This window comes from Aeromonas sp. S2(2024), assembly GCF_041402505.1.
In the GTDB taxonomy this organism is placed as follows: Bacteria; Pseudomonadota; Gammaproteobacteria; order Enterobacterales; family Aeromonadaceae; genus Aeromonas; species Aeromonas media.
Map to the genome: position 1 here is coordinate 139,702 of NZ_JBGLRL010000007.1, position 26,299 is coordinate 166,000.

Here is a 26,299-nt window from a genome sequence, read left to right on the forward strand (position 1 = left end):
TACCGACCTGCCGACGGTCGACACATGACTCATCGTGAGTCTAATATGGTGCGCCCGAGAGGATTCGAACCTCTGACCACCTGGTTCGTAGCCAGGTACTCTATCCAGCTGAGCTACGGGCGCAAAATGGCGGAGAAGGGGGGATTCGAACCCCCGATGCGGGTATAAGCCGCATACTCCCTTAGCAGGGGAGCGCCTTCAGCCTCTCGGCCACCTCTCCGTTTGCGGGGCTGATAATACTTCACAGGGATTTTTAGTCAAACACTTTTTTGGAGAAAACAGCGAGTTCGCTCAGCATTTGGCCAAAGCGTGGAATATTCAAGCAATATCGACACTTACCCCCTGGTTCCGCGCCTCGCAAGGCGATTTGCAGGGCCCGGAAAAACAAAAGGCGACACCTGAGATGTCGCCTTGAGGCTGCCAATGGAATGGCTTAGAAATTCGGTTGGCCCGGTACTTTCTCGGCCTGTATCCGCATGTAGATCTCTTCGCGGTGCACGGAGACCTCTTTGGGTGCATTCACACCGATACGAACCTGGTTACCCTTAACGCCCAGCACGGTGACAGTCACTTCGTCACCGATCATCAGGGTTTCCCCTACACGACGAGTCAAAATAAGCATTCGCTTGCTCCTGTATCCTGTTTTGTATTTATATCGATATGCGCCATTATCTTACAAAGATACCGATATGGTAAATGGTTGAAACTAAATCAATCAGGGATTGTTCCCCAAGGGCTGCTCATGAGGCTCATTATCCAGCCCGAACGCTGAGTGCAACGAACGCACGGCCAGCTCCAGGTACTTCTCGTCAATCACCACGGATATCTTGATTTCAGAGGTGGAGATCAACTGCATGTTGATCCCCTCCTCACCCAATACCTTGAACATGGTGCGCGCGACCCCGGGATGATTCCACATGCCGACCCCGACGATGGAGACCTTGGCGATCTCCCCGTTACCCTGCACACAGGCGGCCCCCAACAGGGTGGCGGTCTCCTCCAGCAGGGCGCGAGCCCGGCGATAGTCATCGCGATTCACCGTGAAGGTGAAGTCGGCGGTGCCATCCCCCATGGTGTTCTGCACTATCATGTCGACATCTATGTTGGCGTCGCTGATCGGATTCAGGATCTGCGCGGCCACCGTCGGCCTGTCCGGCACTCCCAGAATGGTTAGGCTGGCCTCGTTGCGATTGAACGCAATGCCGGATACCAGGGGTGCTTCCATCCTCTCACCTCCATATGTGATTAAGGTTCCCTCTCCGTCGACGAAACTCGACAGCACCCGCAGCGGTACGCGGTACTTGCCCGCGAATTCCACCGAACGGATCTGCAGCACCTTGGCCCCCAGGCTCGCCATCTCCAGCATCTCCTCGAAGGTGATGGTGGAGAGGCGGCGTGCCTTGGGCTCGATGCGCGGATCCGTGGTATAGACCCCATCCACATCGGTAAAGATCTGGCATTCATCGGCCTTGATGGCGGCCGCCACGGCAACCGCCGTGGTGTCCGAACCACCTCGCCCCAGGGTGGTGATGGCGTTGTGCTCATCACGGCCCTGGAAGCCGGCGATCACCACCACCTTGCCCGCACCCAGCTCGGCCTGAACCTGCTCGGTGTCGATCTGGGTGATGCGCGCCTTGCCATGGGCGGAATCAGTGTGGATACGAACCTGATCACCGGTCATTGAGACCGCAGGGCAACCCCGTTTGTTCAACGCGATGGCCAGCAGCGCTATGGTGACCTGTTCACCGGTGGAGACCAGCACATCCATCTCGCGCCGGTTGGCATCCGGATCCAGCTGCTGGGCCATGCCCAGCAACCGGTTTGTTTCGCCCGACATGGCGGAGACGACCACCACCACATCATGCCCCTGGGCGCGGCTCAGCTGAACACGATCAGCCACCGCCTCGATCCGCTCCAGCGTGCCGACCGAGGTGCCGCCGTACTTCTGTACATAGAGTGCCACAGATCACCTCGCCCGTTTACAGGCGCTCTTCCAGCCAGGAGTGAACGGATTGCAGGGCCGCCGGCACCGCAGCAGGTTGGGTACCACCCGCCTGCGCCATGTCAGGACGACCACCACCCTTGCCACCCACCTGCTGGGCCACCAGATTGACCAAGTCACCGGCCTTCACCTTGGCGGTCAGATCGTTGGTCACACCGGCGATCAGGTTGACCTTGTCCTCGCTGCTGGTTGCCAGCAGCACGACACCGGACTTCATCTGATTCTTCAACTCGTCCAGCATGCCGCGCAGGGACTTGGGATCGGCACCTTCCAGCGCAGCAATCAGCACCTTCTGGCCATTGATCTCGATCACCTGGCTCAGCAGGTCGCTGCCGGCCTGCGCCGCCAGCTTGGCCTTGAGCTGTTCCAGCTCGCGCTCCATCAGCTTTGCCTTGTCCATCATCTGGCGAACCTTGTCGGCGATGGAGAACTGATCCCCCTTCACCAGGGCTGCCGCCTCTTCGATCTGCTCGCCCAGCTGGTGCATGAAATCGATGGCACCTTTGCCGGTGACCGCTTCGATACGACGCACCCCTGCGGCGATGCCGCTCTCGGCGATGATCTTGAAGAAGCCGATGTCGCCGGTGCGCTTGGCATGAGTACCGCCGCACAGCTCGGTGGAGTAATCCCCCATACGCACGACGCGGACATCATCTTCATATTTCTCGCCAAACAGGGCCATGGCGCCGGCGGACTTGGCGGCCTCCAGATCCATCAGCTCGGTGCTGACATCGTGGTTGGCACGTATCTGGGCATTGACCAGCTCCTCGACTCGGCGAATGGTCGCCATGGTCAGGCCTTCGAAGTGGGAGAAGTCAAAACGCATGCGCTCCGCACCGACCAGGGAACCCTTCTGGGTCACATGGTCGCCCAGCGCCTGGCGCAGGGCGGCGTGCAGCAGGTGAGTGACCGAGTGGTTCAGGGCGATGGCCTGACGGCGCTCGCCATCGACCACGGCTTCCACCTCGGCGCCCTTCTCCAGGGTGCCCAGTTCCAGATAACCTTTGTGAATGATGGCCTTGCCAGCTTTCTGGGTATCGGTCACGGCGAAGATGCCGTCATCCACTTTCAGAATGCCACTGTCGCCCACCTGACCACCGGATTCGGCGTAGAAGGGGGTCTCCGCCAACACCACCACAGCCTCTTCGCCGGCGATGAGACCGTTCACCTCGACGCCATCCTTGTAGATGCCGACCACGGTCGTCTTTTCGCTGAGCTGCTTGTAACCGGTAAATGGGGTTTCGAAATCGAGTTTCAACACCTCGTTGTAGTTCACCCCGAAGCTGGAGGCTTCCTTGGCACGGGCGCGCTGCTTCTCCATCTCGGCCTTGAAGCCTTCCTCGTCGATACCGATCTCGCGCTCGCGTACCACGTCGGCGGTGAGATCCGCCGGGAAGCCATAGGTGTCATACAGTTTGAACACCACCTCGCCCGGAATGACCTTGGCATCGCCGAGGTTCGCCAGCACGTCTTCCAGCAGCAGCAGGCCGCGGTCCAGGGTGCGGACGAACTGTTCCTCCTCGATGCGCAGCACGCGCTCGACCAGCGGCAGCTGGGCGATGAGTTCGGCAGCCACGTCCTTCATCTGCACCGCCAGTTCGGCAGCCAGCTTGTAGAAGAAGATCTCGGTGGCCCCCAGCTTGCGGCCATGACGCACGGCGCGGCGGATGATGCGGCGCAGCACATAGCCGCGGCCTTCGTTGGAGGGCATGACGCCGTCAGCCACCAAGAAGGCGCAGGAGCGGATGTGGTCGGCGATGACGCGCAGGGACTGGTTGCTCAGATCCTCGGTGCCGACGATCTCGGCCGCCTTCTTGATCAGCGCCTGGAAGATGTCGATCTCGTAGTTGGAGTGCACACCCTGCATGATGGCGGAGATGCGCTCCAGGCCCATGCCGGTGTCCACGGACGGACGGGGCAGCGGCTCCATGGTGCCGTCGGCCTGACGGTTGAACTGCATGAAGACCACGTTCCAGATTTCGATGAAACGATCGCCGTCTTCTTCCGGTGAGCCGGGAGGGCCACCCCAGAGGTGGTCGCCGTGGTCGTAGAAGATCTCGGTGCAGGGGCCGCACGGGCCGGTATCGCCCATCTGCCAGAAGTTATCGGAGGCAAAGGCGGCTCCCTTGTTGTCACCGATACGCACGATGCGCTCGACCGGCACACCGATCTCATTGGCCCAGATGTTGAAAGCTTCGTCGTCCGTTTCATAGACGGTCACCAACAGGCGCTCTTTGGGCAGCTTGAGGGTACCGGTCAGGAATTCCCAGGCAAAACGGATGGCGTCCTGCTTGAAGTAGTCACCGAAGCTGAAGTTGCCCAGCATCTCGAAGAAGGTGTGGTGACGAGCGGTATAGCCGACGTTTTCCAGGTCATTGTGCTTGCCGCCAGCCCGTACACAGCGCTGGGCCGTGGTTGCACGGTTGTAGCCACGCTTGTCTGCGCCAAGGAACACGTCCTTGAACTGGTTCATCCCTGCGTTGGTGAACAGCAAGGTCGGATCGTTGTGCGGCACCAGCGAGCTGGAGGAGACAACCTGGTGCCCCTGAGAGCGGAAATACTCGAGGAACGCTGAGCGTAACTCTGACGTGGACATATACATGGAAAATCCTGCTTGATTCGGATACGGACTTTTAATCGCAATAATGTAAGTTTTCTGCGGGGTAAAGTAAAACGCGCGGGCCCGTCACGGGTGAAAAAGCCCCCAATGGACGGGGCTGCAGCAGAACACCTGACAAGCGCAGGCGGAAAGGGGAGTCGGCTGGGTGGCAGATCATGGCGCCATGGCCCTCAGGGGCAGGATAAAACGAGGGAAATGCCTCCCATCTTACGCGCCGGAGGATCACGCCACCTGGCAGCACCATGGCCAGAACCAGCCCGTTAGTCGTCCCCCTGCTGCATGGCAGAGATGGCGTAACGCGCCTGCTCCTGGGTAAAACCCCGCCCAAGCAAATACTTGAGCCACTTCATCTTCAGCTTGAAATCACCGAGATCGGCGACTCTGGCACGCCGCTCGAGCAGGACGAACGCCAGTTCGAACCAGTCCAGCTCGGGCTGGTCAAAGGCGGCGTCGATCTGCATATCATCCAGCCCCTTGCGGCGCAGATCGAAGCGGATCTTGATGGGACCATGGCCCTTGGCCGCACCGGCCCGCACCGCCATGGCGCCGTACCGATCGTCATTGACCCAGTTGTAGCCACGGCAATACTCGACAACGGCCTCGATCACCTCTTCATTGAAGCCCTGCAGCCGCAGCCGCTTGGCCAGCTCCGACTCGGCGCTCTCGCGGCGAGCCAGACTGCGCATGGCAAAGGCGCGGGCGGCAGCAAACCGTTCTTCAAAGGAGAGTTCAACGGATTCGGGGGAAGATTCATCGACCATAAATGACAAGGCCGGGTATCAACCCGGCCTTCCTTGTTCCTTATTCGAACTCTTGTTCGCTTTCGTCTTCAAACTCTTCGGCGACCGCGGCCACCGGCTTCTCGACCGGTACGGCACCGGAGAGCAGCAGCTCACGCAGGCGGGCTTCCACCTCGGCAGCCATCACCTTGTTCTCGGCGAACAACTTCATCACGTTGGCCTTGCCCTGGCCGATCTTCTCGCCGTTGTAGCTGTACCAGGCGCCGGCCTTGTCGATCAGCTTGTGCTTGACGCCCAAGTCCACCAGTTCGCCCTCTTTGGAGATGCCGGCACCGTAGAAGATCTGGAACTCGGCCTGCTTGAAGGGCGGGGCCACCTTGTTCTTGACCACCTTGACGCGGGTCTCGTTACCGACCACTTCGTCACCTTCCTTGATGGCACCGATGCGACGGATATCCAGACGCACGGAGGCGTAGAACTTGAGCGCGTTACCACCCGTGGTGGTCTCGGGGCTGCCGAACATGACGCCGATCTTCATCCGGATCTGGTTGATGAAGATGCACAGGCAGTTGGCGTTCTTGATGTTGGCGGTCAGCTTGCGCAGGGCCTGGGACATCAGGCGGGCCTGCAGGCCGACGTGGGAATCCCCCATCTCGCCTTCGATTTCCGCTTTCGGCGTCAGGGCTGCCACCGAGTCGACGATGATGACGTCAACAGCGTTGGAGCGCACCAGCATGTCGCAGATCTCCAGCGCCTGTTCACCGGTATCCGGCTGGGAGATCAGCAGGTCGTCGACGTTGACCCCCAGTTTGGCGGCATAGATGGGATCCAGCGCGTGCTCCGCATCGACGAAGGCACAGGTCTTGCCTTTCTTCTGGGCTTCCGCGATCACCTGCAGGGTGAGGGTGGTTTTGCCTGACGATTCCGGACCGTAGATCTCGACGATGCGACCGCACGGCAGACCACCGATGCCCAGCGCCACGTCCAGGGAAAGGGAGCCGGTGGAGATGGCTTCGATATCCATGGTCTTGCTGTCGCCCAGACGCATGATGGAGCCTTTGCCAAACTGCTTTTCGATCTGGCCCAGCGCAGCCGCCAGTGCCTTCTGTTTGTTCTGATCCATGCCAATCTCCGCTGGGAATCGTGATGTAGAAGTGAAGTTGGGCTAAGTATACTGTTTATGCATACAGTATCAAGCCCAATTTATCTGAGCAGAGCCAGCAGTCCGGACAAGGCCTGCCTGACCGCCTGCTGGCGCACCTGATGGCGGTCGCCATCGAAACGGGCGAGCAGGGAGTGATGACGGCCTGTGCGATCCGCCCAGGCGAACCAGACGGTGCCGACCGGCTTGTCGTCACTGCCACCACCAGGCCCGGCGATGCCGCTGATGGCGACGCAGATCCCGGCATCGGAACGGGCGAGGCCCCCTCTGGCCATCTCCAGCACCACGGCCTCGCTGACGGCGCCATGGCGCAGCAGGCTGTCGATGCTCACCCCCAGCATCTGCTGCTTGGCTTCGTTGGTATAGGTAACAAAGCCGCGATCGAACCAGCCTGAGCTGCCCGCAATATCCGTGATGGCCGTGGCGACCCCGCCCCCGGTACAGGACTCCGCCGTTGCGGCCAGCCAGCCTCGCGCCAGCAATGCCTCGCCGAGCTCCCGGGATAGACGGTCGATTTCTGCCTCTAGTCCCATCCTCATGCCCTCTCTGATCCCTTTCGGGGGAAACATGGGGGTCATTATGCAGTTGCCCCGAATCACGAGCAACCTACCCGGGAGCGGCTGCGTCAGCGACCGGCATGGCCCTGCCGAGCATTTGGCGCAAGCGCGCCACAGTGGCAAGTCACCCACGCTTAAGCTCCAGTACATGGGGGCTTCCTATAATCAGCAGGCACCGCCCTGTATGCGGTTTCTATCTTTTTGGATACTGGAGAAAGCAGATGAAGCATCAATTTAAAGTCGCCATGACTGCCCTGGCGATCTGTTTTGCCACCAATACCTTCGCCGCCGAGAGCGCCCCCGAGCTGCAGAGCGAAACCACCCTGGCGCAAGAGCTGAACCTCTCCAGCGCACAGGTTGAACAGATCAAGAGCCTGCGTGAGCAGGCGGCCAAAGAGCTCGGCGCGGTCAAGCTCGACGCCATCGGTCAGGACGTCATCATCAACATGATCAAGACCGGCAAGTGGGACGAGGCGGCCGCCAAGAAGCAGTTGCAGACCATCAGCAACGTGCAGGCCGAGGCCCGCTACTACCGTGCCCATTACCTGTTTGAAGTCAGCAAGGTGCTGACCCCGGAGCAGAAAACCAAGCTGCACGAGATGCTCAGTGGCAACGAAGCCATGTATTGAGAGACGGCTCCCGTTTCTGTGATGCCAATCCCCGCGCTGATGGCGGGGATCTTGTTTCCCCTTCCACGCCTTGCGCACAATTCCCCGCTCCCGCCCTCCCGACACGGCTTGCCACTCCCCTCCCACGCCAGTGAAATCCCAGGACAGCCTTCCCCAAAGCGAGATAACCCCTCACCATCTCGGCCCGACCATGTAGAATGGCACCAGATTCAGACCCATTACGGCAGACGCTTGCCCGCAAGAGCCCCTTCTGGAATAGAACATGACCGCACAACACCACGCTACTGGCGCTGCGCCAAGCGCCAATCTCAGCGCCCACACGCCCATGATGCAGCAGTACCTTGGCCTCAAGGCCGAGAACCCGGAAATCCTGCTGTTCTACCGGATGGGCGACTTCTACGAGCTGTTCTATGACGATGCCCGCAAGGCCTCCCAACTGCTCGATATCTCCCTGACCAAGCGCGGCCAGTCGGCGGGCAGCCCCATCCCGATGGCAGGTGTTCCCTATCATGCCATCGAGGGTTATCTGGCCAAGCTGGTGCAGCTCGGCGAGTCGGCCGCCATCTGCGAACAGGTGGGGGATCCCGCCACCAGCAAGGGGCCGGTGGAGCGTAAGGTCATTCGCATCATCACCCCGGGCACCGTCTCCGACGAGGCGCTGCTCAGCGAGCGGCAGGACAACCTGATCGCCGCCGTCTACCACGATGGCCGCCGCTTCGGCTATGGCACCATGGACATCGGCTCCGGCCGCTTCTTCATCAACCAGTTTGATAAAGAAGAGACCCTGTTGGCGGAGCTGCAACGCACCAATCCGGCCGAGCTGCTCTATCCCGAATCGTTCGAGTTCCTGCACCACATCGAGGGTCGCCGTGGCCTGCGTCGCCGCCCCGAGTGGGAGTTTGAGCTGGGTACCGCCCGCAAGCTCTTGTGCCAACAGTTCGGCACCCAGGATCTGGTGGGCTTTGGCGTCGACAAGAGCGAGACAGCCCTGTGCGCCGCCGGTTGCCTGATGCAGTACGTCAAGGACACCCAGCGTACCGCCCTGCCCCACATTCGCAGCGTGCGCCTCGAGCAGCCCGATCACGCCGTCATCATGAATGCCGCCACCCGCCGCAATCTGGAGCTGACCCAGAATCTGGCTGGCGGCTACGAAAATACCCTGGCCGAGGTGCTGGACCGCACCGCCACCCCCATGGGTAGCCGCCTGCTCAAGCGCTGGATCCACCAGCCGATCCGCGATCGGGTGATCCTGAAAGGGCGCCAGAGCACCATCAAGGAGTTGATCGAGCAGAACCTCTACGACGAGCTGGGCAACCTGCTGCGTCAGGTGGGCGATGTGGAGCGGGTGCTGGCGCGCCTCGCCCTGCGTTCGGCCCGCCCGCGCGACCTCACCCGCCTGCGGCAGGCCTTCGCCCAGTTGCCCGAGTTGCAGCGCCTGCTGGCGGACAACGAGCACGAAGCGGTGCAGCAACTGGCCGAGCGCGCCAGCACCTTCCCCGAGCTGCTCGACCTGCTGGAGCGCGCGGTGATGGAGGTGCCGCCGGTGCTGATCCGCGATGGCGGCGTCATCCGTGACGGCTTCAACCAGGAGCTGGACGAGCTGCGGGATCTGGCCAACGGCGCCACCGCCAGCCTCGCCCGCATCGAGGAGCGGGAGAAGCTGCTGACCGGCATCAACACCCTCAAGGTGGGTTACAACAAGGTGCACGGCTTCTATATCGAGGTGAGCCGCGCCAACAGCCATCTGGTGCCGGCCCACTACATCCGCCGTCAAACCCTCAAGAACAACGAACGCTACATCATCGATGAGCTGAAGAAATACGAGGACAAGGTACTCACAGCCCAAGCTCAGGCACTGGCGCTGGAGAAGCGCCTCTACGAAGAGTTGCTCGACACCCTGCTGCCCCACCTCGGCGATCTGCAGGAGTCCGCTGCCGCACTGGCAGAGCTGGACGTGCTGGCCAATCTGGCGGAGCGGGCAGAAACCCTCGACTACCGCTGCCCGACGCTTATCGATGAGGATCAGATCCTGATCGAAGCGGGCCGCCATCCGGTGGTAGAGCAGGTAATGACAGACCCCTTTATCGCCAACCCCATCCGGCTCGAGCGGGAACGGCGGATGCTGATCATCACAGGCCCCAACATGGGCGGTAAATCCACCTATATGCGCCAGACCGCGCTGATCGTGCTGCTGGCCCATATCGGCGCCTTCGTCCCGGCCGACAGCGCCCGCATCGGCCCCATCGACCGCATCTTCACCCGCATCGGGGCGTCGGACGACCTCGCCTCAGGCCGCTCCACCTTCATGGTGGAGATGACCGAAACCGCCAACATCCTCAACAACGCCACCGCCCGCAGTCTGGTGTTGATGGACGAGATTGGCCGCGGCACCAGCACCTACGACGGCCTGTCGCTGGCCTGGGCCTGCGCCGAGCAGCTGGCGAGCAAGATTGGTGCCTACACCCTGTTCGCCACCCACTACTTCGAGCTGACCCGCCTGCCCGAGCTGATGAGCGGGCTGGCCAACGTCCACCTCGATGCGGTGGAGCACGGCGACACCATCGCCTTTATGCACGCGGTGCAGGAGGGGGCGGCCAGCCGCTCCTACGGTCTACAAGTCGCCGCATTGGCAGGGGTACCGAAATCGGTGATCCAGCAGGCCCGTCACAAACTGCACGAGCTGGAAAGCGCCACTCCGGTGGCCGCCGGTGAATCTCGCCCGGCTCCGGTGACTCTCGCCCCGCAACCCCATCCGGTGGTGGAAGAGCTGGAAGCGGTGCGTCCCGACGAGCTGACCCCCCGTCAGGCGCTCGATCTGCTCTATCGCCTCAAGCAGATGCTGTAAGCATCCGCCGCCTCGCAAGCATGCAAAAGGGGAACCGCGAGGTTCCCCTTTCATTTGCCTTAGCCTGTCATCAGCCCGGGCCGATGCGATCCAGCAGGCTCAGATTGACCGAGCCGGGATGGCGCTTGAGCTTCTGCCGGTATTCGAACTGGTGCTGGCTCTCCTGCTTGAGCCCCTGCATCAGCGAATAGCACATGGCCAGCATGATCAGCGAGAAGGGCAGCGCGGCTATGATGCTGGCCGCCTGCAAGGCCGCCAGGCCGCCGGAGACCAGCAGGATGGCAGCCACCAGCCCCTGACCCAGTCCCCAGATGGCGCGGTGCAATACGGGGGGATCCTGATCGCCGATGGAGAGCAGCGTCGTAATCACGAGCGTCCCCGAGTCGCTGGAGGTGATGAAGTAGGTGCAGATAAGCAGGGTCAGCACCCCCTTGGCAATCCAGCCGAAGGTCTCCCAGTGCATCAGTTCCACCGTCTTGTAGAGCGCCAGGGTCACGTCCTGATTGACTGCCGCCACCACGCCACCGCCGCCGAACAGCTCGAGATGCATGGCTGTACCGCCGAACACTGTGAGCCAGAACATGCCGAGCAGGGAGGGCACCAGCAGTACGCCGAGCACGAACTCGCGAATGGTGCGCCCCTTGGAGATGCGGGCGATGAACATGCCGACGAAGGGGGCCCAGGCTATCCACCAGCCCCAGTAGAAGGCGGTCCAGCTCGATTGCCAGGCCGAGGTACCGTTGGCTTCGGTGTTGGTCCAGAAGCTCAGTTTGACGATGTTCTGCAGGTAGTCGCCGATGTTCTGCACATAGGCGTTGAGGATGTAGGTGGTCGGTCCCAGCACCAGGAAGAGAGCGAGGATGAAGGCGCTGAGCCAGATGTTGAGCTCGGAGAGGATCTTCACCCCGCGCCCCACGCCGGAGATGGCCGACAGGGTGGCGATCAGACTGATGCCGCCGATGAGCCAGAGCTGGCTGTGTTGGGAGACTTCCATGCCGAACATCTGGTTGAGGCCGGTGTTCATCTGGGAGACGCCAAGCCCTAAGGAGGTCGCTACCCCGAACACGGTACCGAACACCGCCAGCACGTCAGCGGCATGGCCCCAGAAGCCGTAGATCCGCTCGCCGAGAATGGGGTAGAGCACGGAGCGAATGGCCAGCGGCAACTTGCGGCGGTAGCTGAAGAAGGCCAGCGACAGGCCGACGATTACATAGATGGCCCAGGGGTGCAGACCCCAGTGGAAGAAGGTGAGGCGCATGGCCATCTGGGCCGCTTCCGGCGTCATCCCTTCGGTGACGAAGGGGTTGCCCTGCAGGTGATACATGGGCTCGGCGATACTCCAGAACACCAGACCTATGCCCATGCCTGCGCTGAACAGCATGGAGAACCAGGCGAAGTAGCCGAACTCCGGTACCTGGTCGTCGTCGCCCAGTCGAATGCTGCCAAAACGGCTGAACATCAGGTAGACGGCGAAGAACAGGAACAGGGCAACCACCAGAATGTAGTACCACTTGAAGCCAGCAATGATGGTGTCCTTGGCGCCGGTGAACCAGGTTCCCGCGGTATCCGGGTCAAACACCCCGAACAACAGGAACAGGGTCACGACGGTCAGGGCCGTCATGGCCATGGTGGGATTGAGGCCTTTCAATAGCCCTTTGGTTGCTCTCATCTGGCCTCCTTAGTCATTGTTGAAAAAATCTTCACCCACGTGATCCCCCGCACCACCGATGGCGCGATAGACCAGTCGACCCGCCACCCGCTCGCGGTGATCCACCAGGGTGACCGAAGGCTGGCCGTTTACGGCGTGACGCTTGCCGAGGAAGATGGCCATGGGCACTCCCAGACTGGAGACCCCGCTGGTAATCCAGAGCCGGTTGAAGTCATAGGAGCCGCCGATGAACTCGAGCTGGGCCAGGCCATTGTCCAGACCGGCCAGGTAGAAGTTCATGGCACTCTCGTCGGGGAAGAGGTGCACCAGCACATAGGCGTAGCGCAATTCGTTCACCAACTCCTTTAGACTGAAAGAACCTGTGTCGCTGCAGGAGAGCGGTAGCTCACCATCATAGTGATGCACTTGCAGGTTGTTGGGATCCTCGTCATAGGCGGGCTGATAACGCACGAAAGCCGAGGTATCTGGCAGTTCATAGCGGACCCTGACCACGCGAAGGTCGGCAACCAGGGACTTGATATCCAGGTCGTCATTCATGATGTCACTCCTCAAATATCGGGTTTAAATGCGGCAATTGTCCAATAATCTAACATAAAATTCATTAGAGCAGAAATGATTACACCAAAAACCATATTGACCTTGTTGTGGATTAGGCGGAGAATTTTGCGCCTCTCCACTGCCCTGCGATGACCTCCGACTCCATGGAAAAACATGATGAAGTGCTGATTGCTCTGCGCCAGATCATCCGTGCCATCGACATGCACTCCAAGCGCCTGATCAAGGAGGCCGGGCTGACCTCGCCGCAGCTCCTGCTGCTAAAGGGGATCAACGAGCTTGGCCAGATCTCCATGCGCCAGCTCGCCGATCACACCAACATGAGCCAGGCCACCGCGACCACCATCATGGACAGGCTCGAGAGCCGCCAGCTGGTGCAGCGCATCCGCAGCGAGACCGACAAACGCAAGGTGCATGCGACACTGACTGACGCGGGGCGCGCCCTGCTCGCCCAGGCCCCTACTCCGCTGCAGGAGAGCTTCATCCAGCGCTTCCAGGCCCTAGAAAACTGGGAACAGGGATTGCTGCTCTCCTCCCTGCAACGGATCTCGGCCATGATGAATGCCGACGGCATCGACGCGGCGCCCGTGCTGAGCGTCAGGCCGCTCACCGAAGAGCGCGCCTGAACAAACGACGGCCATAAAAAAAGCTCCCGAATGGGAGCTTTTTTTATGGGAAGCGTGCGGGGAGATCACTCTTCCAGGCTGATGCCTATGTTGGAGACGCCGTCCTGGGCAGCGAAGGTGCGAATGGCCAGGATGCGATCACTGTCGCGCTCATGAGCGACCCGCTTGAGCAGTTCGACCTGGAACTCCAGCTCGGCTTCCATGTATTCATGCTCGTAGAGCTCTTCGTCGCTGAGATCCCGCTCTTCCAGCATCTCGATGAAACCGGCCACGGTACCGATCGAGGCATGACTGGCATCGTTGGCCTCTTCACCCACCCGGCAGATCACCGAGTTGTAGGCGCAACCCAGCGCCACACAGGCATCCAACGCCGGATAGGCGCCGTAAGACTCAAATTTGCCAGGCTCGGGAATATAGACTTCAAACGCCTCCAGGATCGCTCCCAGATTGACGCGGGAACCCTTCACCGTCAGGTAATTCCACATCTGATCCAACGCGTGGCGAAATGCCTTCGCATCCCCGAAGCCGGAGGCCTGGGTAAACAGCGCATAGTTGGGATACATGCGCTCTGCCAGCGCCAGGGTGTAGACGGTCTGCTGCCAAGGCTGTAGCTCGGCCAGTCGCTTATAAAACTTGTCACCAAACACTGGAGTCGGATCCTTTGCAAAATGTGGGGCAGATTGTAGCCCACGAGGGGCGTGGCGAAAACGAAAAAGCGCCCTGGTCGACTATCTTGCCCGATCAACTGGGGTAAGATGAGGACAGACCCCTCCTCCTCCGTGCCGTAAACATGATAAGGAACAAGAGTATGAGTCAACGTACCCTGCTTCTGCTCAGCCAGGACAACAACCACTATGAACGCCTGCTCAAGGCCGCCCGCCTTCCTCATCTGCACATACTGCGGGCCGACAACCAGAGCGACGCCGAGAAGCTGATCGGTGATGCCCATATCCTGATGGCTGAGCCGGCACGGGCCAGACCCCTGCTGGCCAAAGCCGGCAGGCTGAGCTGGCTCCAGTCCACCTACGCCGGGGTCGACGTGCTGCTGGATGCCAGCTGCCGCCGTGATTACCTGCTCACCAATGTGCGCGGCATCTTCGGGCCGCTGATGAGCGAGTATGTGTTCGGCCACCTGCTCAGCCTGTCGCGACAGTTGCCACTCTACCGCGAACAGCAGCAGCAGCGACTGTGGCAGAGCCATCCCTACCTGGGGCTCAAGGGACGCACCATGTTGATCCTGGGCACCGGCAGCATAGGTCAGCACATCGCACACACCGCCAAGCACTTCGGCATGCGAGTGCTCGGCATCAGCCACGGTGGCAATGAGCGCGCGGGCTTTGATCAGGTGTATCAGCTGCCGGCGCTGAACAAGATGCTGGCCCAGGCAGACGTCATCGTCAGCGTACTGCCGGCGACCCGCGAGACCCGCCATCTGTTCACCACCGATCGGTTCAATCACTGCAAACCGGGCGCCATTTTCTTCAACGTCGGCCGGGGCAATGCCGTCCATGAAGGCGACCTGCTGGCAGCATTGCGCGGCGGCAAGCTTGGTACGGCTGTGCTGGATGTGTTCGAGCAGGAGCCCCTGCCCGCCGACAGCCCGCTCTGGCATCAGCCCAATCTCATCCTCACTCCCCACAACAGCGCCTACAGCTTCCCGGAAGATGTGGCCCAGATCTTCATACGCAACTACATCCGCTTCATCGACGGTCAACAGCTCGATGGCCGCATCGACTTCGACAAGGGCTACTGAGTCCAGGCCTCCAGCAAAAAGGCCCCGCCAGATTGGCAGGGCCTTTTGGTATCCGGAGAGAGGGGATTAACCCGCCTCCATCTCCTTGCGATAGCTCTTCACCTTGGCAAGGAACTGGCGCTTGTCTTTGCCGGAAAGCGGTTCCGCCATCGGCAGCTTGACCTTCATGGCATCCACCGGACGGTTGTTGAGCCGCACCTCATAGTGCAAATGAGCGCCGGTTGAGCGGCCCGTGTTGCCGGAGAGCGCTATCTTGTCTCCCATCTTCACCTTCTGGCCGGGTTTGACCAGCAGCTTGCTCAGATGCAGATAGCGAGTCATCAGGGTACGACCATGCTTGATCACCACATAGGTGCCCGCGAGGGGGTGACGAGTCGCCTTGAGCACAACACCGTCGCCGGTCGCCATCACGGGCGTCCCCACCGGCAGGGCAAAGTCAGTCCCCTCATGGGGGCGAACCTGACCGGTAATGGGATGGCGCCGGGCCGGGTTGAAGTTGGAGCTGACCCGATAGCGACTATGGGTCGGGTAACGGCGGAAACCTCGCTCCAGGCTGTTCGCCTGGCCGTCATAATAGTTGCCATCTTCCGACAGCCAGGCCGATACCGTCTTACCCTGGCTGAACACTTCCACTCCCAGCAGCTGGGTGTTACCCGTGCTCTTGCCCTCGACCGTCTCCTGTCTCACCAACACCTTGAACTTGTCGCCTCTTTGCAGATCCTTGGCAAAATTCAGGCGCCACTGGAACAGGTTGGCAATTTTCTGAATGTGGTTGGCCGGGATCCCCGCGTTGCGGGCGCTGACGTAGAAGCTGCCATTGATGACGCCATCATAACTCTTCTGCTGCCACTCAACCTCTTCATTGAGCATGTTGGCGCTGTAAGTGTCATCGGTTCGCTCCAGCACCAGAGTTTGCTTGATGTTCAGACGGATCTTCAGCTGCTGCAGTATGTTGTCCTGATCGATCAGCAACTCGATGGTCTGACCGGGCTTGAGGCGGGCCAGATTATTCTTGGCATCCGCATCCAGCACCTTGTAGAGGGTGGTGGTGGAGAGGCCGAGATTGTTGAAGATGGTGGTCAGATTCTCGCCGTTACGTACCCGATAATCCTGCCACTGGGGCGTGCCGTCGGCCGGAATGTCATCTTCCGGCGCCGCTGCTTCCACCAGTTCGTGGTCGGGGATGTCGTTGAAGTCGGTGTTGTCTTCGTTGGTTGCGGTACCAGTGGTGGCAATGGGCAACTCCAGACGCAATGGCCGCTCAAGGATGTCACCTGGAGCCGGCAATACGGCTACCGCTGACAGCGTCATGGCCGTGAGCAATAGCATGGCATAAAAATGTTTGCGGGGAACCGGGGGTTCCCAGTTGGCAGCCTGCGCTACCAAGGGACGGAGACGTTTCATCCGCTATCCTGTTATTAGATCTAAGGGTGGTAGTTGTGGGTCTGTTTTTATGATTTTTTATTATGAAAACCGAATATCTGGGTTTTAGACCCAAATACTTACAAAAAGTTCATCACGATATGCACGAAACTCACATTTTATGCATAACCTTCTCGCATGGGCAGAAATGATCGCCTTTTTCAGCCAATTTTTTCTATTTTTAAGAACCAAGTCCGGTTGCGTTCACCCCCGGGCGGCCAGATGTTGCAAAAACATTTCCAGGGAGTGGGTATGTCATTGGCAAGATTGTTAAATGTAATCATTCTGATCCTGTTCGCCATAGGTGCCATCCTGCTGCTCATGCTGGAGATCACCACGGTACGGCAATCCATCCTCGATCAGATGTCGGCCAACCTGGAGACGGCCATCACGGCACTCGGCCTGGTGCTGCAAGGTACCCTGCTCAACGACGACAAGGTGCTGGCGGAAACCATCGTCAACGCCATGTTCGATGGCGGTTTCGTCAGCTCGGTCACACTGCTGGATCCCGATGGCCAGTTGCTGTTCCAGAAAGTCTTCCACACGGCCCAGCAAAATATTCCCGTCTGGCTGCCGACTGTCGTCCACATGCCACCGGTCAAGGTCGAGCAGGAACTCACCGATGGCTGGCGCATTCTGGGCACCCTCACCCTCGAAGGACACGAAGGGTATGCCTACCAGCACCTCTGGAACGCCATCAGCCGCACCGGGCTGGCACTGCTCGCGGGTCTGCTGGTATTCACTCTGGTCATCACCTGGGTGTGCAACCGCCTGTTGCGCCCTCTCGAACAAGTCAGCCTGCAACTGGTGCAGATCCGCAAACGCCAGTTCAGCGGTACTCTGCCAACTCCATGGCTTCGTGAGCTGCAGGAGGTCGTGGCTTCCATCAATCAACTGGTCTCCGAGCGTAAACGAGATCTGCTGCAGCAAAGACTCAAGATCACCCAGCTCGGCAAACATGACAGTCTTCGGGCTCATCAGAAACTAACTGGGTTGACCGACATCGCCAACGGCATGTATATGCAACACTTTTTCTCCACTCAAGGACACATCCGACTGTATAGCCGGTTGCTGCCCAAGACCCCCCCCACCACAGACAGCTCGCCGGATGAAATCCGGACGCTGATCCACGACTGGCTGACCCAGAAGACGGAAGGGATCCAGCTCCCCCTCAGCCTGCTCAATCATCCTGACTGGGCACAGTTTGCATCTTCCTTGGCCAGCGCCAGGGGAAAAATTCTGGACTGGCGCTGGGATCTGACAAGCTTCCCTCCCATGGCTGAGGAGCGTCTGGGTGCACTTCAGGCTCTGGGGATCGAGATGGCATTCAGCAATGTGCCCATGAACAACGACAACCTGACAAAGCTCGACCCCATCAAGCCAGTCTTCATCAGTTGCCAGCTGACTCAGGCCCCCCTCTACTGGAACCTGCTTTCCCAGTGCCTGCATGCCTCCGGCTATACCCTGCTGGCAGAAGCCGGTGACATCAACGACGTGGACACCCTGCGCAGTTGGGGTATCGATGGCTATGCCAGCCAGGAGGCATCATGAAACTCCCCATCCTATTGCTTGCCCTGTTGTGGCAGCCCAGTCTGCACGCAGTATCCGTGACCATTGGCACGGGAGGAGAACAGGGCATCTATTACCAGGTCATCAAGGAGTTCTGCCGGCTGGCCCACAAGAGCGACCCCACTGTGCAATGCAAACCGCAGGCCAGTTCGGGCTCCATCGAAAATCTGCGTCTGCTGCAAGCCGGAGAGATCCCCTACGCCCTCGTCCAGTCTGACTGGCTCTATCAGGCCAGTCAGGGCACGGGGCCATTTGCCAGGCAACCCCAGCCCGAATTGAGAACCCTCTTTGCTACCCATGCCGAGCCTTTCACCATAGTGGTGCGGGCCGATGGCGATATCACCACCCTGGAGCAACTCAAGCTGGCCCCCATCGACATGGGGCTGAAGAATTCGGGTACCCGTCAAACAGCATTGGCACTGTTCAGCGTGCTGGGGGCAAAGGAACAGGATCTCGATCTGAAGAGCGTGGCCAATCTATCCGACGCCTTGTGCAGCAAACAGATCGATGCCTATGGACTGGTGATGGGTCACCCCAACCGGATCGTGCTGGAGACATCCAAGCGCTGTGCCATCCGTTTCATGTCCGTCGAGGGCGCAATCCGGGAGCAATTGTTGCAAGGCGTCAAATATTATCAGCGCAGTCAGATACCGGCCCGCATCTATCCCGGCAATCTGAAAGCCACCCCCACCTTTGCCATCGCCGCCACTCTGGTGACCAATGCCATCACGCCGGATAAGGATGTCTATCACCTGACCAAGGCGATGCTGAGACAGCAGACCAGCTTCAACGAGCAGACCTATGGCTATGCCAACCTGTTTCACAAGGCGCGCAACAAAACAGGCCCGGTGCTCAGCGTCACTCAGCATCCGGGGGCAGCGAGGTATTTCGAGGAGTTGAAAGCCGCAGGCAAGCTATAGCTGGCGACGGGGAGCACGCAGATGCTCGCTGGAGAAGCGGCTCTGCATCGACGTCCACTGGGTCAGGCGATCGGCACTCCCGGCCAGGGTTCCCTCACGACGTGACTTCATGACCCAGATGCTCTTGGCATCGAAACTGTACACGGGTTGCAGATCATTTCGCTGGCTGCCGGGCAGGATACGACCGTTGATGTTGTCCAGCACCAAGGGATCGGACTTGGTCGTCGGGAAGTAGAGCGTCACCATGTGAAACTGGTTGTAGCGGATCGCCTTCACATAGGCCAGCCGCAGTTTCTTCTCGTCGACGCCGAGTTCCATCAGGGTGTAGTACTTGGAGATGCTGTAATCCTCGCAGTCCCCCCCCCTGGCCCCGATAAATTCCAGCGGATTGGCCCAGTAGTCCTCATCTCCCCATAGCCTGGGATCCTCGCTGTAGGTCAGATTGTTGAAGTAGTTGTTGACCAGTTCCAGCTTCTGCTGATCCGTCGTACCCGCCCTGGGTGTGAGCAGGCGTGAAAAGGCCTCGGCGCGCTGGATGGCCCGGGCACCATACACTTCCTGCATTTTGACCTTCAGCTCAGGGCTGGCAAGGTGCTCGGAGAGGCGGGAGGCCTGCACGTTGGCACTCAACACTACCAGCGTGCAGGTGGGGACAAGCAACCATCTCATAACTGACACTCCATATCAGACGCTGGAGGTCAGTATAGTTGGCCGCGGCTACCCCATCGGGCAAGCCTGGGAGTGACTCAACGGCACTGAGCGAAGGCGTCGGCCAGCTGTTGCATGAATTGCAGATAAGAATCAGGACCAAGCGGAACTCCCTCGCCCACTTCATCCAGCAACAGCACCTTGGCTCCGGTGTTGCGGGCAACCGACTCGATCACCGCTGGCGAGAATTGCGGCTCGGCATAGATGCAGCGTGCCTGCTTCTCTTCCAGCGCCTTGCGGATCTCTACCAGCGTCTTGGCGCCGGGACGACGCTCAGGGCTCACAGTGAAGTGTCCCTTGGAACTCATGCCGTAGTGACGCTCCCAGTAACCATAGGCCTCGTGGAACACGAAATAGCCTTTCTGGTTCACCGCCTTCATCTGCCCGGCGATCACCTCGTCCCTGGCGTCCACCTTGGCATCGAATGCGGCGAGGTTGGCGGCATAACGGGCCTGATTGGCCGGATCCTGCTTGCCAAGCTCGGTCGCGATCGCCTTGGCAATCACCTTGGCTTGGGTCGGACCCAGCCAGAGGTGGGGATCCACCCCCTCATGGTGATCTCCCTCATGCCCTTCATCATGGTCACCGTGTGCGTGGGCCTCGTGTTCATGATCGTGGTCGTTTTGGCTCTCCTGAGTCACGTAGTTGAACAGGGGCATGCCCGGCACCTGAGTCAGGGTCAGCGCATGGGGGTGCTTTGCAAGAGGCTTTGTCATGAAACCTTCCAGCCCGGGGCCGATCCACACCACCAGATCGGCGTCATTGATGCTGCGAATATCGGAGGGGCGCAGGGAGAAGTCATGGGGAGAAGCGCCGGTCGGCAGCAGTACCCTGGGCTCACTCACGCCATCGGTGATGGCGGCCGCGATAAAGCCAAGGGGTTTGATGGTGGTCAGTACCTCGAGGGCGCGGGCAGGCAGACTCACCGCCAGCAGGGCAGTGATCAGTGTAAGAATTCGCATAGATATCTCGTCAGGGAGTGAGTGTGTGATAATATAACAAACCAATGCTGTTGTTATATTATAACTCTCACAGGCTGTAAACCCCGGAGCTGTCATGACCCAACTGGTGGAGCTGAAAGAGGTCTGTCTGTCATTTGATGGACGATCCGTGCTCGACAAGGTCTCCTTTACCCTGAACAAAGGCAAAATCACTACCCTGGTCGGTCCCAACGGGGCGGGCAAGAGTACCCTGAGCAAGCTGGTACTGGGCCTGCTCACGCCGGATTCGGGCCAAATCACCCGCAGCCGTGACCTGCGGGTCGGTTATGTGCCCCAGCGCCTCTATCTGGATCCTACCCTGCCGTTGACGGTGCGCCGTTTCCTGCAGCTTGGCAAGAATGGCCGCCTCTCCATCGAGGAGGCGTTGAACCGGGTCGGTGCGGAAGATCTCTTGGACAACCGGATGCAGAAACTCTCCGGCGGCGAGATGCAGCGGGTGCTGCTGGCCCGTGCCCTGCTGGTCAAACCCGAGCTGCTGGTGCTGGACGAGCCGGTGCAAGGGGTGGACATCAACGGCCAGATCGAGCTCTACGCCCTCATCAGCCAGCTGGCAGCCGAGTTCAACTGCGCCGTGCTGATGGTTTCCCACGACCTACACCTGGTGATGGCCAGCACCCACGAGGTGATCTGCCTCAACCGCCACGTCTGCTGTCACGGCGAACCGGAGAGCGTGGCCCGCCACCCCGAATTTGCCCGTCTGTTCGGCCGACCGGAACAGGAGGTGCTGGCGGTCTACACCCACCATCACCACTGCGACGGCGAACACCATCATCATGAACCGCAGGCCCCCGTCATTCGCCTGCCCTCCCGCAATCAATAACGTACCCGACAGGATCATCAAGTGGACAGCTTTCTGTTATACGCCCTCGCGGCCGGCCTCGGCATCGCCCTGCTGGCCGGTCCCCTCGGCAGCTTCGTGGTGTGGCGCAAGATGGCCTATTTTGGCGACACCCTCTCCCACGCCTGCCTGTTCGGCATCGCGCTGGGTATTTTGCTGCAGGTGGATCTCACCCTCGCGGTAGTGGTCTGCTGCCTCGCCATGGCCATGCTGCTGGTGATCATGAGCCGCAGCCAGCAGGTGGCGACCGATACCCTGCTGGGCATCCTGGCCCATAGCGCCCTGTCGTTGGGTCTCGTCACCTTGAGCTTCATGGACAACGTGCGGGTGGATCTGATGGCCTACCTGTTCGGCGACCTGCTCTCGGTGCAGCCCATGGATCTGCTCTGGATCTACGGCGGCGGAGCCCTGGTGCTGCTCACCCTGTGGCGGCTGTGGGATCCCCTGCTCTCCATGACCATCTCGGAGGAGCTGGCGCGGGTGGAAGGGGTGCGGGTCGACGTGCTGCGCTGCGTGCTGATGCTGTTGATTGGCCTGGTGATCGCCGTGGCGATGAAGTTTGTCGGGGCGCTTATTATCACCTCGCTCCTGATCATTCCCGCCGCCACCGCCCGCCGCTTCAGCCAGACGCCGGAGCAGATGGCCGGCTTCGCCGCCCTGATCGGCTGTCTCGCCGTGCTGGGTGGGCTGACCCTCTCCTGGTACCAGGACACACCGGCGGGCCCCTCGGTCGTGGTCTGTGCCACCAGCCTCTTCATCCTGAGCCAGTTCAAACGAGCTTAAACACCAAAGCTCCTGATAACGGTGGGTTCTCCAACGTTATCAGGAGACTCCCAAGTACGGCACCTTGATCCAGGTCTGTGCCACCAGCCTCTTTATCCCGAGCCAGGTCAAACACGTCTGAGGGGCTCGCTCTCCCCGGGACGCAGGTTCGCCTGCGCCTCCTGCCAGAGCCACTGTCGCAGCCGGCTGATGGCGGGTTCATGGGCGCGCGAGCGTTTGCAAACGAAATAGAAGTTGTCGCCGGTTTCGAGGACGTGCAGCGGCAATCGTACCAGACCGGGATCCTCCGGCTGCAACATGTAGTCGTTGATGAGCGCCACCCCCTGATCCCAGCTGGCGGCCTCCAACGCCAGCAGGATGTGGCTGAAGTGGTGCATCCTCGCCTCGGGGGGGATGGTCAGCCCGCCCACCTCGGCCCAGCGCCGCCAGTCCTCACCCTTCTCCTTGTAGATCGCCTGGATGGAGAGCAGCGGTAATTGCCACAAGGCCGCGGGCCACTCTCCCTCCACCTGTTGCCACAGGCGCCGGCTGCACACCGGCATCAGCCGCTCCCGGTAAAGCAGATCGTGCAGGTAGCCGGGCCCCTCGGGGGAGACTGTGATGAAACCATCCGCCACCCGATCGGAGAGTTCGGGATCCTCCGCCACCATCTCCAGACTCAGATCCAGTTCTGGGTAGAGCTGGCGCAGCCCGGCCAGCCTGGGGATCAGCCACTTCACCGCAAACGAGCTGTAGACCGCGAGCCGCACCCGCATCTCGCCGCCGCCGCGCAACTGCTCGCTGCTCTGGGCGATCTGGCCGAGCCCGGCGGAGATCCCCTCGAAATAAATCTCCCCCTGGGGCGTCAGCGACAACAGCCGACCCTGGCGCAACAGCAGCCGCTCCCCCAGAAAGTCCTCCAGCAGGCGGATCTGGTGGCTGACCGCGCTCTGGCTGACATTCAGCTCCAGGGCCGCGCGGGAGAAGCTGAGCAGGCGGGCAACCGCCTCGAAGTATTGAACGGCACGCAGGGGGGGCAGCTTCATTATCCAAAATTCTCATGCATGGTGATTTTTTATCATTTTACTGGATAACTAGGCGCGGGCTACCCTCACCTCATCTGAATCTGGAGGTGGTATGAACGCAGTCGGAATAGGCATCCTCTATCTGGTGCTGGGCAACATGGTGGCGGTCTTCTCCGATGCGCTGGTCAAGGTGCTGGAGCCGAGCCAGCCGGTGTTCCAGTTCGTCTTCTTCCGCCAGCTCTCCGCCGCCCTCCTGCTGGCGCCCTGGCTGCTCTGGTCCTGGCGGCGCAACCCGCCGGTAGCCATCAAGTGGCACCTGCTGCGGGCCCATATCTGGGCGGTCGGTGTCTGCCTGATGGTGGTCGCCCTCACCCGCTTGCCGCTGGCCACCGCCAACGCCCTCTTCTATGCGGCCCCCCTGCTGATGGTGCCGCTGGCGGTGTGGCTGGCAGGGGAGGCACTGTCGCGCCAGAAGGTGCTGACGGCGCTGATCGGCTTCATAGGGGTACTGATCGTGTTGCGCCCGACCGAGGTGAACTGGGCCGCCCTGGCAGCGCTCGGGGTGGCGCTCTCCATGGCGGTCAACAACCTGCTGATCAAGCGGATCCCGCTCAAGCAGCCCATCGCCCAGACCCTGTTCTTCACCAACGTGCTGAGCATGCCCTTCATTCTGGCGCTGGCGTGGTGGGAAGGGGGGGATTGGCAATGGCAGATGTGGTGGCCCGCCTTCGGCTCCTCTGCGCTGATCATGGTGTATGCGGGCTTGTGCGTGGTGGCCTATCGCAAGGCGGAGGCGAGCAAGATCGCCTCGGCGGAATACACCGGCCTGCTGATGGCGGTCGCCATCGGGGTCTGGCTGTTCGACGAGCAGCCCGGTCTGCCGCTGCTGCTGGGGTGCCTGTGCATCATACTGCCGCTGGTCGCCATGGCGCGCGGCAAGTCAAAACCGCTGGCAGAGCCGGCAGTCTGAATCAAAGCAGCAAGGGGGCAACCCTCTGCTGCAGATGGGGGATCACCTCCTGCTCGAACCAGGGGTTCTTCTTGAGCCAGAAGGTGTTGCGCGGGGACGGGTGCGGCAACGGCAGCCAGCCGGGACCATACTCCCGCCAGCATTGCACCGTCTCGGTAAGGGACTCCTTGCCCGCCTCCCGCAGATAGTGGCGCTGGGCGTACTGGCCGATAAGCAGGGTCAGCTCTATGTTGGGCAACAGCATCAGCACCTTGTCGTGCCAGGTGGGCGCACATTCTGGGCGCGGCGGCAGATCCCCCGACTTGCCCTTGCCGGGGTAGCAGAGCCCCATCGGCATGATGGCGATGCGGGATTCGTCGTAGAAGGTGACCTTGTCGACCCCGAGCCACTGACGCAGCCGATCGCCGGAGGGGTCATCCCAGGGGATGCCGCTGGCATGGACACGGGTACCGGGCGCCTGCCCGATGATCAGCAGGCGAGCGCGCTCGCTACCGCGGATCACCGGCCTGGGCCCGAGCGGTAGGTGAGCCTCGCACAGGCGGCAGGCCCGGATCTGTTCAAACAGGATATCGAGTCGGTTCATGGCCTGATGGTAACAGAGTTTCCGGCAGGATCCCGCTTGTGGAACCGGCGGCAGATACTTATCATGCGGCCACATTTGTTTAATTTAATAAACGGAAAGCGATGAAGAACTGGCTGGGCCCCGGCAGTGCGGCCCTCTCCTTCGTGCTGTGGGGCATGCTGCCCCTCTATTACCAGTTCATGCCCGAGATCAACATGTGGGAGCTGCTCTCCCACCGGGTGCTCTGGTCTGTTGTCCTGCTGGGCGGCCTCTTCCTGCTGCTCGGGGTACGGGTACCCTGGGCACGCCTGCACAGCGAGCCCCGCCAGCTCGGCCTCATCCTGCTGGCGGGGCCCATCATGTCCATCAGCTGGTGCATGTTCACCTGGTGCCTGACCACGGGCCAGGTGCTGGCCACCAGCCTCGCCTTCTTCATGACGCCGCTGTTCAACATCGCCTTCGCCGTGCTCTTCCTCAAGGAGAGGCTCACCCCCCAGAAACATCTGGCGGTCGCCCTGGCCCTGGCGGGGCTGGCCTACATGCTGTTCTCCTACGGCGAACTGCCCTGGTTCTCCCTGATCATGGGGGCCAACTTCGCCTTCTACGGCCTCATCAAGAAGAAGGTGCGCCACGATGCCGGTGTCAGCCTCTATCTCGAGTCCCTGGCCCAGCTTCCCGTCGCCCTCCTCGTTCTCGGCTACCTCGGTGCCCAGGGTTCCAGCCAGTTTATGGCAGGAGACTGGGCCGACAAGCTGCTGCTGATGGGCAGCGCCCCCGCGACCCTGCTGCCGGTAGGCCTGTTCTGCTACGCCGTGGCACGCACCCGCATGAGCACGGTGGGGCTGCTGCAATACATAGAGCCGAGCCTCGCCTTCCTGCTCGCCATCTTCTGGTTTGGGGAGATCCCGGATCCGGTGAAGTCGGTGGGTTTCGCCTTCGTCTGGGCCGGTCTGCTGGTGAGCCTGCTACCCCTGCACCTGCTCGGGCGCTGCCGGGTCCAGTGGAAAGAGTCATGACAACGGACGCCTGTACAGATAAACCTGCAACTAACTGGTTTATCTATCTGGTGCGTACCGGCGCGGGCTCGCTCTATGCGGGGATCAGCACGGATCCCGAGCGGCGACTGCGCCAGCACCAGAGCGGCAAGGGTGCCCGAGCGCTGCGTGGCAAGGGGCCGCTGACCCTGGTCTGGCGCCAAGGGGTGGCGGACAAGGGCGCGGCGCTGCGCCTCGAGTATCGCCTCAAGCAGCAGACCAAGGCATTCAAGGAGCGCCTGGTGCTCGACCCCGGACTCTGGCACGACTGGAGCCAACCCTGGCTGAGCGCCGATACGGCCCCCATCGATCCGTCCCCCTGAACCAGTC

At 60.8% G+C, this 26,299-nt stretch carries 25 protein-coding genes and 2 tRNA genes; 11 read left to right on the plus strand and 16 right to left on the minus strand.

Annotated elements, in window-relative coordinates; genetic code table 11:
- Window positions 1–46 precede the first annotated feature (46 nt).
- The 8 genes from ACB039_RS09765 to pncC form a co-directional block, all read right to left on the minus strand.
- Window positions 47–123 (minus strand) — tRNA-Arg (locus ACB039_RS09765).
- 4 nt (window positions 124–127) lie between these two features.
- Window positions 128–220, minus strand: a tRNA-Ser gene (locus ACB039_RS09770).
- 213 nt (window positions 221–433) lie between these two features.
- Window positions 434–622: a carbon storage regulator CsrA gene (gene csrA / locus ACB039_RS09775; protein WP_005315760.1), complete on the minus strand. Its 189-nt coding sequence runs from the start codon at window positions 620–622 to the stop codon at window positions 434–436.
- A 93-nt stretch (window positions 623–715) separates the two neighbouring features.
- On the minus strand, window positions 716–1,963 hold the full coding sequence (locus ACB039_RS09780) for an aspartate kinase (RefSeq protein ID WP_005332431.1): 1,248 nt from the start codon (window positions 1,961–1,963) through the stop codon (window positions 716–718).
- A 16-nt stretch (window positions 1,964–1,979) separates the two neighbouring features.
- Window positions 1,980–4,604 carry an alanine--tRNA ligase gene (gene alaS, locus ACB039_RS09785; RefSeq protein WP_371165554.1) on the minus strand — a complete coding sequence of 875 codons (2,625 nt, stop codon included), beginning with the start codon at window positions 4,602–4,604 and terminating at the stop codon, window positions 1,980–1,982.
- 278 nt (window positions 4,605–4,882) lie between these two features.
- Window positions 4,883–5,383, minus strand: coding sequence for a regulatory protein RecX (locus ACB039_RS09790; RefSeq protein ID WP_005324576.1), 501 nt, complete (start codon window positions 5,381–5,383; stop codon window positions 4,883–4,885).
- 40 nt (window positions 5,384–5,423) lie between these two features.
- Window positions 5,424–6,485: a recombinase RecA gene (gene recA / locus ACB039_RS09795; RefSeq protein ID WP_005324574.1), complete on the minus strand. Its 1,062-nt coding sequence runs from the start codon at window positions 6,483–6,485 to the stop codon at window positions 5,424–5,426.
- An 80-nt stretch (window positions 6,486–6,565) separates the two neighbouring features.
- Window positions 6,566–7,057, minus strand: a complete 492-nt coding sequence (pncC, locus tag ACB039_RS09800; protein WP_041207091.1) for a nicotinamide-nucleotide amidase — start codon at window positions 7,055–7,057, stop codon at window positions 6,566–6,568.
- A gap of 245 nt (window positions 7,058–7,302) precedes the next feature.
- Here pncC and ACB039_RS09805 point away from each other — a divergent pair, with 245 nt between their 5' ends.
- Window positions 7,303–7,710: a Spy/CpxP family protein refolding chaperone gene (locus ACB039_RS09805; protein WP_042649970.1), complete on the plus strand. Its 408-nt coding sequence runs from the start codon at window positions 7,303–7,305 to the stop codon at window positions 7,708–7,710.
- A 262-nt stretch (window positions 7,711–7,972) separates the two neighbouring features.
- Window positions 7,973–10,555, plus strand: a complete 2,583-nt coding sequence (mutS, locus tag ACB039_RS09810; protein WP_042649971.1) for a DNA mismatch repair protein MutS — start codon at window positions 7,973–7,975, stop codon at window positions 10,553–10,555.
- Window positions 10,556–10,625: 70 nt separating this feature from the next.
- Here the strand turns inward: mutS and ACB039_RS09815 are convergent, their stop codons facing one another.
- Window positions 10,626–12,224, minus strand: coding sequence for a BCCT family transporter (locus ACB039_RS09815; RefSeq protein WP_171272729.1), 1,599 nt, complete (start codon window positions 12,222–12,224; stop codon window positions 10,626–10,628).
- Window positions 12,225–12,233: 9 nt separating this feature from the next.
- A complete protein-coding gene (locus tag ACB039_RS09820) occupies window positions 12,234–12,761 on the minus strand; it encodes a hypothetical protein (protein ID WP_025325616.1) in 528 nt (175 codons plus the stop codon).
- Between the two features lie 164 nt (window positions 12,762–12,925).
- Between ACB039_RS09820 and ACB039_RS09825 the strand changes: the two genes are divergently transcribed.
- Window positions 12,926–13,405 carry a MarR family winged helix-turn-helix transcriptional regulator gene (locus tag ACB039_RS09825; RefSeq protein WP_025325615.1) on the plus strand — a complete coding sequence of 160 codons (480 nt, stop codon included), beginning with the start codon at window positions 12,926–12,928 and terminating at the stop codon, window positions 13,403–13,405.
- 65 nt (window positions 13,406–13,470) lie between these two features.
- On the opposite strand, the gene ACB039_RS09830 is transcribed toward ACB039_RS09825, so the two are convergent.
- A complete protein-coding gene (locus tag ACB039_RS09830; RefSeq protein WP_371165555.1) occupies window positions 13,471–14,052 on the minus strand; it encodes a YjaG family protein in 582 nt (193 codons plus the stop codon).
- Window positions 14,053–14,213: 161 nt separating this feature from the next.
- Here ACB039_RS09830 and ACB039_RS09835 point away from each other — a divergent pair, with 161 nt between their 5' ends.
- Window positions 14,214–15,158, plus strand: coding sequence for a D-2-hydroxyacid dehydrogenase (locus ACB039_RS09835; protein ID WP_270823609.1), 945 nt, complete (start codon window positions 14,214–14,216; stop codon window positions 15,156–15,158).
- A gap of 66 nt (window positions 15,159–15,224) precedes the next feature.
- On the opposite strand, the gene mepM is transcribed toward ACB039_RS09835, so the two are convergent.
- Window positions 15,225–16,562, minus strand: a complete 1,338-nt coding sequence (gene mepM / locus ACB039_RS09840; protein ID WP_042649974.1) for a murein DD-endopeptidase MepM — start codon at window positions 16,560–16,562, stop codon at window positions 15,225–15,227.
- Window positions 16,563–16,832: 270 nt separating this feature from the next.
- On the opposite strand from mepM, the gene ACB039_RS09845 reads away from it, so the two are divergent.
- Window positions 16,833–18,131, plus strand: a complete 1,299-nt coding sequence (locus tag ACB039_RS09845; RefSeq protein WP_371165556.1) for a LapD/MoxY N-terminal periplasmic domain-containing protein — start codon at window positions 16,833–16,835, stop codon at window positions 18,129–18,131.
- Entirely contained in the window at window positions 18,128–19,069 is a 942-nt protein-coding gene (locus ACB039_RS09850) for a TAXI family TRAP transporter solute-binding subunit (RefSeq protein ID WP_371165557.1), read from the plus strand. Before ACB039_RS09845 ends, ACB039_RS09850 begins: the two co-directional genes overlap by 4 nt.
- On the opposite strand, the gene ACB039_RS09855 is transcribed toward ACB039_RS09850, so the two are convergent.
- Both ACB039_RS09855 and znuA read right to left on the minus strand, forming a co-directional pair.
- The gene (locus ACB039_RS09855; protein WP_041206463.1) at window positions 19,064–19,738 is read right to left on the minus strand and encodes a transglutaminase-like cysteine peptidase; all 675 of its coding nucleotides are present in this window, start codon (window positions 19,736–19,738) and stop codon (window positions 19,064–19,066) included. The genes ACB039_RS09850 and ACB039_RS09855 overlap by 6 nt on opposite strands.
- Window positions 19,739–19,815: 77 nt before the next feature.
- Window positions 19,816–20,739, minus strand: a complete 924-nt coding sequence (gene znuA / locus ACB039_RS09860) for a zinc ABC transporter substrate-binding protein ZnuA (protein WP_371165558.1) — start codon at window positions 20,737–20,739, stop codon at window positions 19,816–19,818.
- A gap of 94 nt (window positions 20,740–20,833) precedes the next feature.
- On the opposite strand from znuA, the gene znuC reads away from it, so the two are divergent.
- Window positions 20,834–21,598: a zinc ABC transporter ATP-binding protein ZnuC gene (gene znuC / locus ACB039_RS09865; protein WP_017411255.1), complete on the plus strand. Its 765-nt coding sequence runs from the start codon at window positions 20,834–20,836 to the stop codon at window positions 21,596–21,598.
- A gap of 21 nt (window positions 21,599–21,619) precedes the next feature.
- Window positions 21,620–22,399, plus strand: coding sequence for a zinc ABC transporter permease subunit ZnuB (znuB, locus tag ACB039_RS09870; RefSeq protein ID WP_139751111.1), 780 nt, complete (start codon window positions 21,620–21,622; stop codon window positions 22,397–22,399).
- Between the two features lie 107 nt (window positions 22,400–22,506).
- On the opposite strand, the gene ACB039_RS09875 is transcribed toward znuB, so the two are convergent.
- Window positions 22,507–23,424 (minus strand): LysR substrate-binding domain-containing protein, encoded by a 918-nt coding sequence (locus ACB039_RS09875; RefSeq protein WP_371165559.1) that lies wholly within the window; start codon window positions 23,422–23,424, stop codon window positions 22,507–22,509.
- 91 nt (window positions 23,425–23,515) lie between these two features.
- Here ACB039_RS09875 and ACB039_RS09880 point away from each other — a divergent pair, with 91 nt between their 5' ends.
- A complete protein-coding gene (locus ACB039_RS09880) occupies window positions 23,516–24,373 on the plus strand; it encodes a DMT family transporter (protein WP_139751113.1) in 858 nt (285 codons plus the stop codon).
- A 1-nt stretch (window position 24,374) separates the two neighbouring features.
- On the opposite strand, the gene ACB039_RS09885 is transcribed toward ACB039_RS09880, so the two are convergent.
- A complete protein-coding gene (locus ACB039_RS09885; RefSeq protein ID WP_042649981.1) occupies window positions 24,375–24,956 on the minus strand; it encodes a uracil-DNA glycosylase family protein in 582 nt (193 codons plus the stop codon).
- A 101-nt stretch (window positions 24,957–25,057) separates the two neighbouring features.
- Here ACB039_RS09885 and rarD point away from each other — a divergent pair, with 101 nt between their 5' ends.
- Together rarD and ACB039_RS09895 are read left to right on the plus strand one after the other, a co-directional pair.
- Window positions 25,058–25,951 (plus strand): EamA family transporter RarD, encoded by an 894-nt coding sequence (rarD, locus tag ACB039_RS09890; RefSeq protein ID WP_042649982.1) that lies wholly within the window; start codon window positions 25,058–25,060, stop codon window positions 25,949–25,951.
- Entirely contained in the window at window positions 25,948–26,292 is a 345-nt protein-coding gene (locus ACB039_RS09895; RefSeq protein ID WP_042649983.1) for a GIY-YIG nuclease family protein, read from the plus strand. Before rarD ends, ACB039_RS09895 begins: the two co-directional genes overlap by 4 nt.
- Window positions 26,293–26,299: the final 7 nt, after the last annotated feature.

Bases quoted from the DNA above. Each gene is read 5' to 3' on its own strand.
- csrA (WP_005315760.1), bottom strand. From the start codon at position 622: ATGCTTATTTTGACTCGTCGTGTAGGGGAAACCCTGATGATCGGTGAC.
- alaS (WP_371165554.1), bottom strand. From the start codon at position 4,604: ATGTATATGTCCACGTCAGAGTTACGCTCAGCGTTCCTCGAGTATTTC.
- ACB039_RS09790 (WP_005324576.1), bottom strand. From the start codon at position 5,383: ATGGTCGATGAATCTTCCCCCGAATCCGTTGAACTCTCCTTTGAAGAA.
- recA (WP_005324574.1), bottom strand. From the start codon at position 6,485: ATGGATCAGAACAAACAGAAGGCACTGGCGGCTGCGCTGGGCCAGATC.
- pncC (WP_041207091.1), bottom strand. From the start codon at position 7,057: ATGGGACTAGAGGCAGAAATCGACCGTCTATCCCGGGAGCTCGGCGAG.
- ACB039_RS09805 (WP_042649970.1), top strand. From the start codon at position 7,303: ATGAAGCATCAATTTAAAGTCGCCATGACTGCCCTGGCGATCTGTTTT.
- mutS (WP_042649971.1), top strand. From the start codon at position 7,973: ATGACCGCACAACACCACGCTACTGGCGCTGCGCCAAGCGCCAATCTC.
- ACB039_RS09815 (WP_171272729.1), bottom strand. From the start codon at position 12,224: ATGAGAGCAACCAAAGGGCTATTGAAAGGCCTCAATCCCACCATGGCC.
- ACB039_RS09820 (WP_025325616.1), bottom strand. From the start codon at position 12,761: ATGAATGACGACCTGGATATCAAGTCCCTGGTTGCCGACCTTCGCGTG.
- ACB039_RS09825 (WP_025325615.1), top strand. From the start codon at position 12,926: ATGGAAAAACATGATGAAGTGCTGATTGCTCTGCGCCAGATCATCCGT.
- ACB039_RS09835 (WP_270823609.1), top strand. From the start codon at position 14,214: ATGAGTCAACGTACCCTGCTTCTGCTCAGCCAGGACAACAACCACTAT.
- mepM (WP_042649974.1), bottom strand. From the start codon at position 16,562: ATGAAACGTCTCCGTCCCTTGGTAGCGCAGGCTGCCAACTGGGAACCC.
- ACB039_RS09845 (WP_371165556.1), top strand. From the start codon at position 16,833: ATGTCATTGGCAAGATTGTTAAATGTAATCATTCTGATCCTGTTCGCC.
- ACB039_RS09850 (WP_371165557.1), top strand. From the start codon at position 18,128: ATGAAACTCCCCATCCTATTGCTTGCCCTGTTGTGGCAGCCCAGTCTG.
- ACB039_RS09855 (WP_041206463.1), bottom strand. From the start codon at position 19,738: ATGAGATGGTTGCTTGTCCCCACCTGCACGCTGGTAGTGTTGAGTGCC.
- znuA (WP_371165558.1), bottom strand. From the start codon at position 20,739: ATGCGAATTCTTACACTGATCACTGCCCTGCTGGCGGTGAGTCTGCCT.
- znuC (WP_017411255.1), top strand. From the start codon at position 20,834: ATGACCCAACTGGTGGAGCTGAAAGAGGTCTGTCTGTCATTTGATGGA.
- ACB039_RS09875 (WP_371165559.1), bottom strand. From the start codon at position 23,424: ATGAAGCTGCCCCCCCTGCGTGCCGTTCAATACTTCGAGGCGGTTGCC.
- ACB039_RS09880 (WP_139751113.1), top strand. From the start codon at position 23,516: ATGAACGCAGTCGGAATAGGCATCCTCTATCTGGTGCTGGGCAACATG.
- ACB039_RS09885 (WP_042649981.1), bottom strand. From the start codon at position 24,956: ATGAACCGACTCGATATCCTGTTTGAACAGATCCGGGCCTGCCGCCTG.
- rarD (WP_042649982.1), top strand. From the start codon at position 25,058: ATGAAGAACTGGCTGGGCCCCGGCAGTGCGGCCCTCTCCTTCGTGCTG.
- ACB039_RS09895 (WP_042649983.1), top strand. From the start codon at position 25,948: ATGACAACGGACGCCTGTACAGATAAACCTGCAACTAACTGGTTTATC.